This is a genomic window from Staphylococcus sp. TCBT05 (genome assembly GCF_055179755.1).
In genome coordinates this window covers 375,249-389,775 of the sequence record NZ_JBUQDQ010000038.1, presented here as the reverse complement: position 1 = coordinate 389,775, position 14,527 = coordinate 375,249, and the positions used below count along the sequence as shown (strand labels likewise).

The 14,527-nt window shown below is 32.7% G+C and carries 13 protein-coding genes; 2 read left to right on the top strand and 11 right to left on the bottom strand.

Annotated elements, in window-relative coordinates; all coding sequences use genetic code 11:
- Positions 1–15 precede the first annotated feature (15 nt).
- The 7 genes from ACY191_RS09010 to cmk all read right to left on the bottom strand — a co-directional run bounded on the left by ACY191_RS09010 (position 16) and on the right by cmk (position 6,677).
- The gene (locus ACY191_RS09010; protein ID WP_042738645.1) at positions 16–717 is read right to left on the bottom strand and encodes a demethylmenaquinone methyltransferase; all 702 of its coding nucleotides are present in this window, start codon (positions 715–717) and stop codon (positions 16–18) included.
- Positions 718–752: 35 nt separating this feature from the next.
- Positions 753–1,298, bottom strand: coding sequence for a heptaprenyl diphosphate synthase component 1 (locus ACY191_RS09005; RefSeq protein ID WP_107642084.1), 546 nt, complete (start codon positions 1,296–1,298; stop codon positions 753–755).
- 261 nt (positions 1,299–1,559) lie between these two features.
- On the bottom strand, positions 1,560–1,832 hold the full coding sequence (locus ACY191_RS09000; protein WP_015900354.1) for an HU family DNA-binding protein: 273 nt from the start codon (positions 1,830–1,832) through the stop codon (positions 1,560–1,562).
- 169 nt (positions 1,833–2,001) lie between these two features.
- Positions 2,002–3,000, bottom strand: coding sequence for an NAD(P)H-dependent glycerol-3-phosphate dehydrogenase (locus ACY191_RS08995; protein WP_042738643.1), 999 nt, complete (start codon positions 2,998–3,000; stop codon positions 2,002–2,004).
- 19 nt (positions 3,001–3,019) lie between these two features.
- Positions 3,020–4,330, bottom strand: coding sequence for a ribosome biogenesis GTPase Der (der, locus tag ACY191_RS08990; protein WP_042738642.1), 1,311 nt, complete (start codon positions 4,328–4,330; stop codon positions 3,020–3,022).
- A gap of 198 nt (positions 4,331–4,528) precedes the next feature.
- Positions 4,529–5,722 carry a 30S ribosomal protein S1 gene (rpsA, locus tag ACY191_RS08985; RefSeq protein WP_042738641.1) on the bottom strand — a complete coding sequence of 398 codons (1,194 nt, stop codon included), beginning with the start codon at positions 5,720–5,722 and terminating at the stop codon, positions 4,529–4,531.
- Between the two features lie 295 nt (positions 5,723–6,017).
- A complete protein-coding gene (gene cmk, locus ACY191_RS08980; protein WP_042738640.1) occupies positions 6,018–6,677 on the bottom strand; it encodes a (d)CMP kinase in 660 nt (219 codons plus the stop codon).
- 78 nt (positions 6,678–6,755) lie between these two features.
- Here cmk and ACY191_RS08975 point away from each other — a divergent pair, with 78 nt between their 5' ends.
- Positions 6,756–7,730, top strand: coding sequence for an asparaginase (locus ACY191_RS08975; RefSeq protein WP_229367223.1), 975 nt, complete (start codon positions 6,756–6,758; stop codon positions 7,728–7,730).
- Between the two features lie 836 nt (positions 7,731–8,566).
- On the opposite strand, the gene ypdA is transcribed toward ACY191_RS08975, so the two are convergent.
- The 4 genes from ypdA to ACY191_RS08955 all read right to left on the bottom strand — a co-directional run bounded on the left by ypdA (position 8,567) and on the right by ACY191_RS08955 (position 14,143).
- Positions 8,567–9,553: a bacillithiol disulfide reductase YpdA gene (gene ypdA / locus ACY191_RS08970; RefSeq protein WP_042738638.1), complete on the bottom strand. Its 987-nt coding sequence runs from the start codon at positions 9,551–9,553 to the stop codon at positions 8,567–8,569.
- 287 nt (positions 9,554–9,840) lie between these two features.
- On the bottom strand, positions 9,841–11,661 hold the full coding sequence (locus ACY191_RS08965) for a LysM peptidoglycan-binding domain-containing protein (protein WP_463270004.1): 1,821 nt from the start codon (positions 11,659–11,661) through the stop codon (positions 9,841–9,843).
- A gap of 150 nt (positions 11,662–11,811) precedes the next feature.
- A complete protein-coding gene (locus tag ACY191_RS08960; protein ID WP_042738636.1) occupies positions 11,812–13,191 on the bottom strand; it encodes a RecQ family ATP-dependent DNA helicase in 1,380 nt (459 codons plus the stop codon).
- Entirely contained in the window at positions 13,181–14,143 is a 963-nt protein-coding gene (locus tag ACY191_RS08955) for a helix-turn-helix domain-containing protein (RefSeq protein WP_042738635.1), read from the bottom strand. Before ACY191_RS08955 ends, ACY191_RS08960 begins: the two co-directional genes overlap by 11 nt.
- A gap of 109 nt (positions 14,144–14,252) precedes the next feature.
- Between ACY191_RS08955 and ACY191_RS08950 the strand changes: the two genes are divergently transcribed.
- Positions 14,253–14,501, top strand: coding sequence for a ferredoxin (locus ACY191_RS08950; RefSeq protein WP_042738634.1), 249 nt, complete (start codon positions 14,253–14,255; stop codon positions 14,499–14,501).
- Positions 14,502–14,527: the final 26 nt, after the last annotated feature.

Sequence of the window (14,527 nt, the reverse complement as noted above, 5' to 3'; positions counted from 1 at the left end):
TTGGTTAATTCGATTTTATTTATAGCCAAGGTGCATTGCTGCAACGCCACCTGTAAAGCTACGTACTTTTATGTTACTGAATCCAGCTTGTGAAAATAGTCTTTTTAATTTCTCTTTATCTGGGAAATCAAATGTTGATTGTTGAAGCCATTCATATTCCTCTTTGGATTTAGCAAAAATTTTACCAAAAATAGGCATGATAAATTTAAAGTAAAATTTATATAACTGTGTGAATCCAGGTGTTGTAGGTTGGCTTGTCTCGAGACACACTACCATTCCCCCTGGTTTTAATACGCGGTTTAATTCCTTTAGCGTTGCCAAATAATCGGGAACATTTCTAAGACCAAACCCAATTGTAACATAGTCGAATTCATTATCTTCGAAAGGCAAGTTCATTGCGTCACCATGGACTAAATTAATATTGTCCATATCTTGCGTTTTTGTCTTCCCTACTTCAAGCATATTTTCACTGAAATCAACACCTGTTACTTCACCTGTTGGGCCTACTGCCTTACTAAGTGAAATTGTCCAATCAGCTGTTCCACAACAAACATCTAAGGCCTTTGAACCCGGTTTAACTTTCATCTCTTTCATAACATGCTTTCTCCAAGTCTTATGTTGTTCAAAGCTGATGATGTTATTTAATCGATCATATTTTCCTGATATATTTTGAAAAACGTTATGCACTTTTTCCTTGTTTACTTTATTATCTGCCATAGTTATTACCTCTTTTAAATTTGATTTCAGTTTAGTTAAATATTTTGAATGAATAATTTAATTTCGTTATCTGTATATTTTTTTAAATAAGCAGGTTTCTGTTCAATGAGTTGACTTAATAGTTTGTCATTAATGCTTTGTATATCAATTGCTTCATTGGCATAATGCTTCAACGTAATCATTAAAAAAATGTTCTCTACTTTTAGTATGTGAGAACCCATTTCTGATTTATCTAAATCATCTTGGTGTACAGATGATTTAATTTCATTTACCTCCACAATTGATCGACTGATATCCTTTTGATAACTTGGATTATTTAAAGTTGCTAATAATGTATAAAAATGGGCACTTAATAAATCACCGATTAAAATAGATTTCTTTGAAGTATCTTTTATATAGGCTTCATCTAAGTGGCGCATTGCAGTATCTATAGTGAGGCAAGCTAATTTCGCTTCTTCAGGAATATCGTATGTATCAAGTATTTGACCTAATATTTGGTTGAAATATATAGATTCATAATGGTCTACACCTTTAAGTCTGCTGCTAATTTGTTTTTCTAATATGCTTAATGTCGTTTCCATGTTCACACCTCACGTTATTATCAATATACATATTAACATTATATAATGAAAAATAAAATCAACGATAATTAAAGTTATTAATATTTAATGTTAAATATACCAGTTAATGACAGTTTGTTGAAGATTATGGAATTTTTAAATCCCTAATTTTATGTAAATCACTTAAATGAGAGTTATTGTTTAATTTTTATGTATTGCGTCATCGAAAAAATTACAAAAAGAAAAAGCCCCTTTAAAAGGGCTTTAAGTAAAAGTAAAGAATTATTTAACTGCGTCTTTTAAAGCTTTACCAGCTTTGAATGCTGGAACTTTGCTTGCAGGGATATCAATTTCTTTACCAGTTTGAGGGTTACGGCCTTTACGTGCAGCACGTTCACGTACCTCAAAGTTACCGAATCCAATTAATTGTACTTTTTCACCTTTAGAAAGTGATGATTGAATTGATTCGAATACTGCATCAACAGCTAAACCTGCTTCTTTTTTAGTTAATTCAGCTTGTTCAGCTACAGCATTGATTAAATCTGTTTTGTTCATTATGAATTCACCTCCCCTAGGGTCTATAATGATAACTTTGTATCATTATGCTTTGACTTTAACACAACGATAATCACTACTGCAACGATTTATGCGCAAAAAACGTTGAAATAATGGGATTTTGATGACAAATTGTTATAAATTTAATTAAAAGTGTAAAAATACTTTATTATTCGGACTTTTTGCCGCGTCCCATGAGGTCTTTGACACTTTCTGATACAGGTGTATTTTCAAATAAAACACGATATAAAGCTTCAGTGATTGGCATTTCAACATTATGCTTTTTAGCTAAATGATGAACTGATTTCGTCGTATAAACGCCTTCGACAACCATGTTCATTTCATCTAAAGCTGTTTCTAGTGATTTACCTTCACCTAATTTGTATCCTAAAGTAAAGTTACGAGAATGTGTCGATGTACATGTAACGATTAAATCTCCAATGCCACCAAGACCTAAGAAAGTAAGTGGATCTGCACCTAGCTTTTCACCAAGACGACTTATTTCTGCCAGCCCTCTTGTCATTAGTGCTGCTTTAGCATTGTCGCCAAAGCCCATGCCTGTAATCACACCACTAGCAACAGCGATAATATTCTTTAATGCGCCACCTAATTCAACACCAACTAAATCGTCGTTTGTATATACACGCAAATATTCATTCATGAATAAATCTTGTGTCAACAAACTAACTTCTTTTGACTTTGATGATGCGGCAACAGTTGTTGGTTGTTTTATAACAACTTCTTCAGCGTGACTTGGTCCAGATAGTACACCGATGCCAGCATTGTGTTCAGGAGAAATTGAATCCTCTAACATCTCTGAAACACGTTTGAAGGTGTCATTTTCAATACCTTTCGCCACATGTATAAATGTTTTTTTAGTTGTTAGCAAGCTATCGATTTTTTTAGCAATTTCACGCATTGCTTTTGTAGGCAGTGCCATTAAATAAATATCCGCAAATTGTGTTGCTTCTTCAATATCTAATGTTGCTTTAATCGATGAATCTAAAATTGCATCATTTAAATACTTTGTATTTTTATGTTGTTCATTGATATCGTTAATTGTTTGTTCATTTTTTCCCCACATTAATACTTGATGTCCATTTTCTGCTAAGACATTCGCAAGTGCGGTTCCAAAACTTCCAGTGCCAAATACGGTAACGTTTGACATGGTATCCCCTCCGGTCTAATTAATTTCGTTTTCTTGGTATAATATGCACAGGTGTTCCTTCAAAACCAAATGCTGATCTGATTTGATTCTCTAAATAACGTTTATAAGAAAAGTGCATTAATTCTACATCATTAACGAATACTACAAATGTAGGTGGTTCAATTGCCACTTGAGTCGCATAGAACACATTTAATCGACGCCCTTTATCTGTAGGTGTTGGGTTCATAGAAATGGCATCTGTAATTACTTCGTTTAGAGTTGAACTTTGAACACGCTTTTTATGATTTTCACTAGCTTCTCTAATGTATGGGAAAAGTGTTTTTAATCTAAGTTTTTCCTTTGCAGAAATAAATGCAACTTCTGCATAATCTAAAAATTGGAATTCTTTACGAACTTCATCTTTAAATTCTTTCATTGTATTCGTTTCTTTATCAACTGTATCCCATTTATTGACTACGATAACAATTGCTTTACCTTCTTCATGAGCATAGCCCGCAACACGTTTATCCTGTTCGATAATACCTTGTTCAGCATCTATAACGATTAAAATGACATTTGAACGTTCGATCGCTTTTAATGCGCGTAATACAGAATATTTTTCAGTATTTTCATAGACTTTACCCTTTTTACGCATTCCAGCAGTATCAATTAATACATAATCTTGCCCATCATAACTATACTCTGTATCAACCGCATCTCTTGTAGTACCAGCTACGTTAGATACAATAACGCGTTCTTCACCCAAAATGGCATTAACTAAACTAGATTTACCAACGTTTGGTCTACCAATAATAGATAAACGGATAGTATCATCATCGTAAGGTTCAGGTTCTTCGTCTTTAAAATGCTTAACAACTTCATCTAACAAATCCCCAAGGCCAAGGCCATGCGAACCTGAAATAGGGTATGGTTCTCCGAATCCTAATGAATAAAAATCATAAATTTCATTACGCATTTCAGGATTGTCTACTTTATTAACCGCAAGTACGACTGGTTTTTTCGATTTATATAGCATTTGGGCAACCATTTCATCACTTTGAGTTAACCCTTCACGTACATTTACCATAAAGATGATGACATCTGCTTCATCTATAGCTATTTCTGCTTGTGCTTTTATTTGTGTTTGGAATGGTGCATCACCAATTTCAATACCTCCAGTATCAATAATATTGAAATCATGTGTTAACCATTCGCCTGATGAATAAATTCTATCACGAGTTACTCCGGGTGTATCCTCAACAATAGATACACGTTCACCGACAACTCTATTAAAGATTGTAGATTTACCAACATTGGGCCTTCCTACAATCGCTACTATAGGTTTAGTCATAACTTACTTCCTCTCTTTTATAATCTCTATAATTTTATCACATGGTTTAATTAATTCAAAAGAAATATTAAATCAATCGCCTCTCTTGAATGATAATCGGAATATGTTGCTTCATTTCAGTATATATAAGCACATAAAAAATAATCTTGTCCTATGAAATCATAAGGACAAGATTTAAATTGGTATATATGGGTCAAATTAAAATTTAAAGTCTTTCAATTTATCTCCAAAGACATCACCGAGTGTAGGATTATCATCCTCATCTGATGAACTATCTAAGTATGATTGTGTCTCTTCATTACTGCTTTCTTGAGAGTGATCATCAGACTCTTCATTTGGCAATGTTGCTTTGATAGATAATGAAATACGTTCGTTATCTATATCCACACCAAGTACTTTCACTTTAACTTCTTGACCAGGTTCTAGTACTTCGCTCGGAGTACCGATGTGTTTGTGGCTAATTTCAGAAATGTGTACTAATCCTTGTACACCTGGTTTAATTTCAACAAAAGCACCAAATTCAGCTAATCTGATAACTTTGCCATCGATAACATCGCCTTCGCTAAACTCTCCTTGGATAGATTCAAACGGACTAGGTAAAGTATCCTTAATTGATAATGAGATTCTTTCAGAATCTTTATCGATTGATTTTACTTTTACTTTAACATCATCACCAATTGAAACGACATCTTCAGGAGATTTAACATGTTCGTGAGATAACTCAGAAACATGTACTAAACCATCTACGCCACCAATGTCGATAAACGCACCAAAGTTAGTTAAACGAGCAACTTTACCATCGATAACATCGCCTTCATTTAATGAAGATAATAAAGCGTCCTTTTTCTCTGCATTTTCTAATTCTTCTACAGCTTTTCTACTAAGGATGACGCGATTATTAGCAGGATCTAATTCCTCGACCTTTAATTTTAAGACTTGACCTTCAAAATCAGAGAAATCTTCAATGAAATCAGTTGAAATTAATGAAGCAGGTACGAAACCTCGTTGTCCTACATCCACAACTAATCCGCCTTTAACTACTTCTGTTACTTTGGCTTCAATTGTCTCATTGTTATCAAGCTGTTCTTGCAGGAATTCATATGATTTCTCTGTTTCAAGTTGACGTTTTGATAGTATATATGCACCTGTTTCATTCTCTTCGTCATACTCAACTTTTGTAACGTATGCACCAATTTCGTCACCGACTTTCACAGCATCACTAGGTGTATCAATGTGATGAGTAGAAAGTTGACTAATAGGGATAATGCCATTAAACTTACTACCGTTTACATGAACAATTACTTGCTTTTCTTCTATTTCTAGAACTTCGCCAGTAACCTTGTCCCCTTCTTTAATATCGTGGATCATTGATTCGTTGAATTCTTCAGTCATCTTGTCTGCCTCCTTATTACACTACATATTTATAACATCTTATAAACTGTCAAAATTGTCAAGAAATTCTACTCTTTTAGAGGAATGCCATACATTTTGTTATATAAATGTAAAAATATTTTGATTTAAACTCACTGAAATTTAATGAATTTTACTTTTATTTTACATTTATGCCAATATATGTAGTAATAAAATCATAAAAAATTGTACATCCTTGTTATACCCTATTCGAAATAATATATAACTTTTTTAGTCAATTTTTACGTTGCTTTTAATAAGATGAGCTGAAATAGTTTTATGCCAACGATGAAACCATATCGAGTATCTCATTAGTTACAGTTTCAATATCCTTTCCAGTAGTATCTAAAGTTACCGCATCATCTGCTTTTTTAAGTGGAGAGATTTCACGATTCATATCATAATGATCTCGGTCTGCAATTTCTTGTCTAAGTTGCTCGACAGTTGATTCAATGCCTCTTTCCTCATTATCTTTTTGTCTACGAATAGCACGTTCTTCAACTGAAGCGATCATGTATACCTTTAAATCAGCATCAGGTAATACAACAGTACCAATATCTCTTCCATCCATGACGATACCTTTTTTAGCTGCCAATTCTTGTTGTTTATTTACTGCAAACGTTCTTACCGGTTCCTTTGAAGCTACATATGAAACATGATTCGTAACGTCATTTTCTCTTAAGTAGTCTGTAACATCTTGATTATCTAAGATGACACGTTGTCCTTTCACTTCGTCGTATGTTAAAGCTAATTCAGAACCTGCAATTAATGTCTCAAAATCTTCTGTTTTATTTTGTTGTAAATATTTATATGTAATTGCACGATACATTGCTCCCGTATCGACATATATCATTGATAATTTTGCAGCAACTATTTTTGCAATTGTACTTTTACCTGCGGCTGCAGGACCATCTAATGCGATATTTATTCGTTTCATTTCAGAAAACCTTCCTTGTTGTTTTATGAATAATATTTTATCATAAATATGTATTATATTAATAGGAGGAATGCACGCATGAAAAAACTTCTTGTCATACATACAGGTGGCACAATCAGCATGTCGCAAGATGAATCAAATCAAGTTGTTACTAATGAGAAGAATCCAATTTCAACACATCAAGAAATTATTAAAGCATATGCTGATGTAACAGAAATTACACCATTTAACGTACCATCACCACATATGGATATTCATTACGTTGAGCAATTAAAGAACATTATTGAATCAGCAGCTAAAGAAAATCAATATGATGGTTTTGTAATTACTCATGGTACCGATACACTGGAAGAAACTGCTTATTTATTAGATTTAACAGTAGAAATTTCCCAACCGATTGCAATTACAGGTGCAATGCGTTCCTCAAATGAAATTGGTGCAGATGGTTTGTATAATTTTATATCGGCAATTCGTGTTGCGACGAGTGATGAATCCACAAATATGGGAGTTATGGTTGTATTTAATGATGAAATACACACAGCTAGAAATGTTACTAAAACACATACATCAAATACGAATACCTTCCAAAGTCCAAACCATGGACCGTTAGGTGTAGTGACTAAAAATAGTGTCCAATTTCATCACAAACCTTTCGAACATCAGATATTAGATAAAATCGATCAAAATTTAAATATTCCTTTGGTAAAAGCATACATGGGTATGAATAATGACGTTTTAGAATTTTATAGTAAACAAAAGGTTGATGGAATTATTATAGAAGCCTTAGGTCAAGGTAATTTACCACCTACTTGTTTAAAAGGTTTAGCTGCTTGTTTAAATCAACGTATTCCTATTGTACTTGTTTCACGTTCATTTAATGGGATTGTTGGCCCGATTTATGCATATGAAGGTGGTGGCGCAACGTTAGAACGTCAAGGTGTTATATTTTCTAATGGATTAAATGGGCCAAAAGCCAGATTGAAATTATTAGTTGGACTTAGCAACAATTTAAATAGTGACGAATTAAATCATTATTTTGAATCTCAATTATAATTTGTGGATTTGATTGATAGATTGATAGTCCAAATTTATAAGTCTATTAAAAGTATGACTTTAAATTGCATTTCATCAATAGGTTTTATAAATAATAAAGTCTTGTATATGAATTTCGGTAAAATAACACTCAGATGATTGAATTCAATTTATCTGAGTGCTTTTTTTGTCGAATATTACGTATTGTTAGCTCGCTTTCCTAGGGGACAGCTTCAGCCTGTAGTCTTCAGCTTGTCCTGTTCCCACAGGAGTCTCGCCAAAATACGTTGAAATTATTTGTGCCTATTAAATTATCATACATTTAAATTCTTCTATTCAATTCGTCTTGTATTTGTTGGTATATCAATCATTAAATGTATAATATTTTATTTACTAGATTTTCATTCATATTATATATTGTTAAATCGCTTTCCTAGGGACAGTTACATCCTGTAGTCTTTAGCTCGTCATCTTCTCACAGGAGTCTCGCTAACATACTTTGTATCTATGTATAAATTCATATTAAAATACTATGGGCAAAAATGATCCTTTTGTTCATTTACTAACTATAAATAAACTAAACAAAAAAGCTATTTTAAGTATAAAGACTGCAACTCAACTTTACTGTCAAAGGTAACTACAATACGAATCCCCTTAATTGTTAGTTGATGATATATTATTGAAATTGTTTTATCATACCTTGGAACTGAATATTGATGAATACCAACATCATCGTGCTACTACTTCTAATGATTATAAAAAAGACAATTTCTATATTATTTCAATAGAAATTGTCTTCTTAAACTTGTTCGAAGATTTTACATCTCAGAATCTATTTATATTTATTATCCTATCTATTATGATTCAAGCGGTGTTTGCTTTTTAGTTAAAATACTTTGTGTAATTATGCCACCGTGGTATTTTCCATTTTCAATAAAGATGGTATTTGCATCATTACCAGCAGCGATTACACCTGCAATATAGCAGTTTTCTACATTAGTTTCGTAGGTTTCTTTATTGTGTACGGGTGCTGTACCAAATTCATTTGTGTTTATTTCAATCCCTATTGATTCTAAGAAGTCATAATCTGGATGATAACCAATCATCGCAAATACATAATCATTAGGGATTTCGAATATTTGATCATCTTGCTTATATTCTATTGAGTTTTCATTAATTTTTATAACTTCAGCATTAAAGTGCATATTGATTTTTTCATTTCTTACTAAAGATTCAAAATTTGGTAATATCCATGGTTTTATTGCTTGTGGATAAGCTTCACCACGATATAGTACTGTAACATTAGCACCAGCTTTTTCAAGTTCTAATGCCGCATCAACTGCAGAGTTTTTGCCTCCTATTATAACCACATTTTGATCAAAATAAGGGTGCGCTTCTTTAAAATAATGTTTAACTTTTGAAAGTTCTGCACCTTCAACTTCAAGTGTATTATGATGTCCATAATAACCTGTAGCAACTGTTAAGAATCTACATTGATACACATCTTTAGTCGTTGTAATTGTAAATCGATTATTAATCTTTTTAACGGTAAGGACTTCTTCAAAAGCATTAATACGCAATTGATGATGTTTAACAACTTCTCTATAGTATACTAATGCTTGGTTTCGATGAGGTTTACTGTCTTCTACAATAAAAGGAATGTCTCCGATACTTAATTTATCACTTGATGAAAAGAATGTTTGATGCGTTGGATAATTGTAAATTGCATTTACGACGTTACCTTTTTCAATAACTAATGTTTCGATACCTTTTCTTTTTTGTTCGATAGCGGCACTTAGTCCACAAGGACCTCCGCCTATTATGATACTTTCGACTGTTTGCATACGTAATTGTCCTCCTTTAACCACTCAATATATTATACCAGTAGTTATAAAAAAACCAAATGAAAGAAACTGAAACTTCTATATATCAACTGTTTAAATTTAGAATTTATAATTGTAAGATAAACATATTTTTAAACAATAACTTAAAGTAGTTAATCATATACCAATGTCATTAATTGCAGCAGGAAATTTTCAATGTATAAATTAAGGCGAGCTAATCCAAAGAATAAGATTAGCTCGCCTATTTAAAGCGTGTGTATTAATGCTAGTATCACTTTAAAATTTTATTATTGTGGAATTACTAAACGTTGACCATTGTGTATATCATTGCCTGAAAGGTTGTTCGCTTGTCTTATTTTTTCTACATTTTCAGGTGTTCCTTCACCATAATATTGAATAGCAATTCTATATAAGTTTTGACCATTTACAACATGAGTACGTTGTCCTGAAGTGTTTGTTGATTGTTGTGAATCTTGGGAACTATTTTGGCCACTTGTTGACTGATCATCGCTGTTAGAAGAGCTAGATTGACCTTGGTCAGTAGCTGCACCACTTGAGTTACTATCACTAGCACTTTGATCACTAGAATCAGAACCACTTGTAGCTTGATCAGAACTACTGCTTTGACTACTGTTGTCAGATGAATCTGAATCACTTGTAGCTTGATCAGAGTCAGAGTCGCTGCCGTCAGACGCACCAGATGATTTTTCACTGTCATCTGAACTTTTAGACTTGTCATCGCTAGACTTATCTTTATCTTTATCTTTATCAGAATCAGCTTTTTTATCTTTATCTCCGTCTTTGTCTTTATTATCAGCTACTTTTTTATCATCGTTAGCACTCTTATCATCATTATTTCCAGTTAAGGCCATGCCACCGAAAATACCAATTGCCGCCAAAATTAAGATTGCTGCTAAAATTGGTAATAATTTACCTAATAAGCCGCCTTTTTTCTTTTTACGTTTGTAATCATCGTTATTATTATTACTATTATTTTGATGATTGTTTCCGCCATTTCCATTAGAACCGGAACCACTTGCTTTTGAAGCTGCTGCGGCGCCACCAGCACCCGCTGCTGCAGCACCACCAGCGACTGCGGCACCTTTTTTCTTGGATTTACCGTTGTTCTTTTCTTCATTATGTTGTTCTTTTGATTGTGATTCGTTTGATTTATTGTCTGCAGTGTTACTTTCTGCGTTTTTATCTTTGTTTGATTTGCTAGCAGCATAAGCACCTGCACCTGCGCCCGCTGCAGCAGCACCACCAGCAATAGCAGCGCCTTTTTTCTTGGAACCATCTTTTGAATCGGTTGATTCATTTTGCTCATGTTGTTCCTTGTTATTTTTATTATGCTCTGGATCATTGACTCTATTATCAGCATCATCCTTATTTGCAGCATATGAGCCTGTGCCAGCACCAGCAGTAGTACCACCTGTCTGTGTAGCGTCTTGCTCACGATTTGTAGTATCATTTTGATCATCAACATGCTGTTCTTTCGAAGAATGCTTGTCGTTGTTGTGTTTATTTGCAGCATAAGCACCTGCACCTGCACCAGCTGCTGCGCCACCAGCAATGGCAGACCCTTTACCATTATGTTTATCATCTGCAGTTCGCTTGTCAGCTGCATCTTTATCTTGATGTGATAAATCAGTATCATCTTTACGAGTGTTTACGTCACTTCTGTCATGATTTTCTTGTTGCTTTAAGTCGTTATTTGATTTGTCATATTGATTGTTACGATGTTGTTCATCAGAAGTTTCTTGATAGATATTATTGTCTCGTGAATGATCATCATGATCTTGTGACTGGTTAAAGTCTGATGATGATTTGTTTTGGTCATTAAGGTGTTGTTCTTGATCAAGTTGTTGCTCTTGTTGTTGATCAGATTGTTCCCCTTTATTTTGATTTGTTGCTGTATCTCGTCTACGTTGTCTTCTTTGAGCATTTCTTGGAGGGAATTGCTCATTGTTTTTGTCGGATACTTCTTCTTTTGCATTGTCAACAGAAGCGTCAACAGATTCATTTGTTTTGTCTAGGTGTTCATTTGGATCAATTGATTGACGATTTTTCTCAAAATCATCTTTAAAGTTGTTGTTAGACAAATTCATCATCCTTCCTTTATTTATATATTAAGTATATACTGTTTTACCCTAATCAAACGTAAATATGTATACCTATTTTAAGAAAACTACAATATTTATGTCATTATAAGTTGTATTATAGCTTGTTTGAAAATGTTAAGTAAAGTAATTGTCTATCTATTTGAACAAATTTTTTAATTTTTCATTATAATCAATTTTACGTTTTACTTTTTTGCGATTAAATATTTTTATTAATTCAATATCAGCATCATTATCACAACATTTTTCAGGTCGTTTATTCACAAATTCACCAAAAAATTCCATAAGATATGCGCGTCTACACTGATCTAAATTCTTATAACCCAACATTCTGATATAACCATTTCTTTTACGTTGGTAAGTATTTTCAAATATATGTCGTAATTCATTAAATGTATAATAACTACTTAAAATTTCAATAATTTCTTTTTTATAAGGTATTAAATCCATACCTAATTCAAATGCATTAACATCTTCATTAGTTATAATATCAGTAAATAACAGTGTTTCAAGTAAGAAACTATCATCTGGTTGATATAAACTGATGGCTTGACTTTGTTTGCCATCTCTCCCAGCACGACCAATCTCTTGTAAATAATTCGACGGACTAGTTGAAAGATGAAAGTGAATGATTGTACGAATATCTTTTTTGTTTATTCCCATTCCAAATGCACTTGTAGCAACAATGATAGGAATATCGTTATTAAGAAATTGATGTTGAACCGTTTGCCGTTCCTGATAGGATAGATCACCGTGATAAATACCTGTTAAAAAGCCTTGTTGATAAATTTCTTGAGCTAATGATAAACAGACTTTTTTTGATGAAACATAGATAATTGTCGGTCCAGATTGTTCTAATGTTGGCAGCAACCATTTGAGTTTTTCTTCATCATCTGCAAAATTTTGATGGTGTAGTGAAATATTGTCTCTATTCATACTTGTTTTAACTACATTGAATTGAGTACGTAACATTTGGTTCAAATCAGATAATAGATGTGGTGGTGCTGTCGCTGTTAATCCTAATATAGAAACGTTAGTAAATTGTTGAATGATTTTTCCTATAAGTGCATAATGTGGTCTGAAATCATAGCCCCATTCTGACAAACAGTGGGCTTCATCTAAAACAATAAGACCAAAGTTAATATGTTTAATGAGTTTGAAATTATGGGGTTGGAGTATAAATTCAGGGCTTAAGAAGATAAAACGACTTTGCTTTAGATTTTTGATATTTGCTGAACGTTCATCTTCATCCATACCAGAATGAATACAACTCACTTTATGTTCACCATGTGCTTTAAGTTGCATAACTTGGTCATCCATTAACGAAATAAGTGGTGAAATAATTAATGTAGGTTGTTGTTTAATATATGTAGGTAATTGATAACACAGACTTTTACCACTACCAGTTGGTAATATACCTAATGTATCTTGTTGGTTTAGTACGCTTTTAATAATTGCTTCTTGTCCAGGCTTAAATGTTTCAAATCCAAACCAATGTTTCAGTTCGTCAATCAGCATGTAGCTCACCTCTTTCTATGCCTACAATGATAAGCTTGATTGTAAAGTAACTTAATGACGGGAATCGTTCTTTATAGTTCCGCAATCTTTCATCCTTATGCTGTATATAATAATTTAGAAAATCAGAATTTAAATCATCCTTTAGAAACGCTTTATAATTTGATAAATATCCCTTTATAAACAATTCTAAGACATGGTCTTCAATTGTATTAATTTTAACTTGTTGATGTTGTGCCAAATCATCCATAGTTAGTCCTTTTTTTAAGCCTTCAAAAGATAAATCTGTTTTATGTAATAGCGTAGGTAACACAATTAACTGATGCAAAATAGGGTAACGTTGATTATCTTCAATTTGAAACATCATTACAACTAAATCGTTTAATTCTAATTCAAATAATAATTCTTGTGGCAAACCTTCTATTAAACTAACTTGCTGTCTAGTGTACATGCTATCTTCAAACCCTTGTAAGTAGTAATGAATGTAAGTCCCTTGGTTTTCTTTATGAATAGCTTCGAATAACATATGAAGTTCTGCAATAAAATCTTGTTCGAGGTTTGCCTCTTTAAGATATTTATATACATATTTAACACGTTTATGTATAGTTTGCTGTTGAGTGAGAGGGATAAATTGACTATCCTTATGCTGTAATTGTGAAATCGTTTGTGTTAATAATTGTATTGCTTGAAACGTATTAACGAGACTATCAAATGTATATCTTGGATGTACGCGTACGTTTAATGTTGTTTCTATTTCTGATTGGCTCAGATTATAATATCGCTCGAATGACGGATACTGGATATTAGGTAAGCTATGATATAATGATAGTAATTGTTGGCTACATGCATCAAAAAAGGTTTGATGTGATTTTTTGCCTATGATAATATTATATATGCTTTTTTCGGTTTTATAATGGTGTGTATTTTGTTGGATGAAATGAAATAAATTTTGCATGTTTACTCCCCTAATTAATTAAAACGAAAACATTGAAAAAAATAAGTACAGTGCTTACAATATTAATTGTGATTTTATTGTAGCATTTTTGTCAAAGGAGGCGAAGAAAATGGCTAAATATACTATTGTCGATATGGATACTTGCATTGCATGTGGTGCTTGTGGTGCTGCTGCCCCTGATATATATGACTATGATGATGAAGGTATTGCTTTTGTAATACTTGATGACAACCAAGGTACTGCTGAAGTGCCTGAAGAATTATATGAAGATATGGAAGATGCATTAGAGGGATGTCCTACTGATTCAATTAAAATTGAAGAAGAATCTTTTGATGGGGACGCACTGAAATTTGAATAGATTTTAAGTGACGAATTATATTTTAA

What these genes read in the sequence shown, in the direction of transcription:
- ACY191_RS09010 (WP_042738645.1), bottom strand. Translation starts at nt 717, where the DNA reads ATGGCAGATAATAAAGTAAACAAGGAAAAAGTGCATAACGTTTTTCAA.
- ACY191_RS09005 (WP_107642084.1), bottom strand. Translation starts at nt 1,298, where the DNA reads ATGGAAACGACATTAAGCATATTAGAAAAACAAATTAGCAGCAGACTT.
- ACY191_RS09000 (WP_015900354.1), bottom strand. Translation starts at nt 1,832, where the DNA reads ATGAACAAAACAGATTTAATCAATGCTGTAGCTGAACAAGCTGAATTA.
- ACY191_RS08995 (WP_042738643.1), bottom strand. Translation starts at nt 3,000, where the DNA reads ATGTCAAACGTTACCGTATTTGGCACTGGAAGTTTTGGAACCGCACTT.
- der (WP_042738642.1), bottom strand. Translation starts at nt 4,330, where the DNA reads ATGACTAAACCTATAGTAGCGATTGTAGGAAGGCCCAATGTTGGTAAA.
- rpsA (WP_042738641.1), bottom strand. Translation starts at nt 5,722, where the DNA reads ATGACTGAAGAATTCAACGAATCAATGATCCACGATATTAAAGAAGGG.
- cmk (WP_042738640.1), bottom strand. Translation starts at nt 6,677, where the DNA reads ATGAAACGAATAAATATCGCATTAGATGGTCCTGCAGCCGCAGGTAAA.
- ACY191_RS08975 (WP_229367223.1), top strand. Translation starts at nt 6,756, where the DNA reads ATGAAAAAACTTCTTGTCATACATACAGGTGGCACAATCAGCATGTCG.
- ypdA (WP_042738638.1), bottom strand. Translation starts at nt 9,553, where the DNA reads ATGCAAACAGTCGAAAGTATCATAATAGGCGGAGGTCCTTGTGGACTA.
- ACY191_RS08965 (WP_463270004.1), bottom strand. Translation starts at nt 11,661, where the DNA reads ATGAATTTGTCTAACAACAACTTTAAAGATGATTTTGAGAAAAATCGT.
- ACY191_RS08960 (WP_042738636.1), bottom strand. Translation starts at nt 13,191, where the DNA reads ATGCTGATTGACGAACTGAAACATTGGTTTGGATTTGAAACATTTAAG.
- ACY191_RS08955 (WP_042738635.1), bottom strand. Translation starts at nt 14,143, where the DNA reads ATGCAAAATTTATTTCATTTCATCCAACAAAATACACACCATTATAAA.
- ACY191_RS08950 (WP_042738634.1), top strand. Translation starts at nt 14,253, where the DNA reads ATGGCTAAATATACTATTGTCGATATGGATACTTGCATTGCATGTGGT.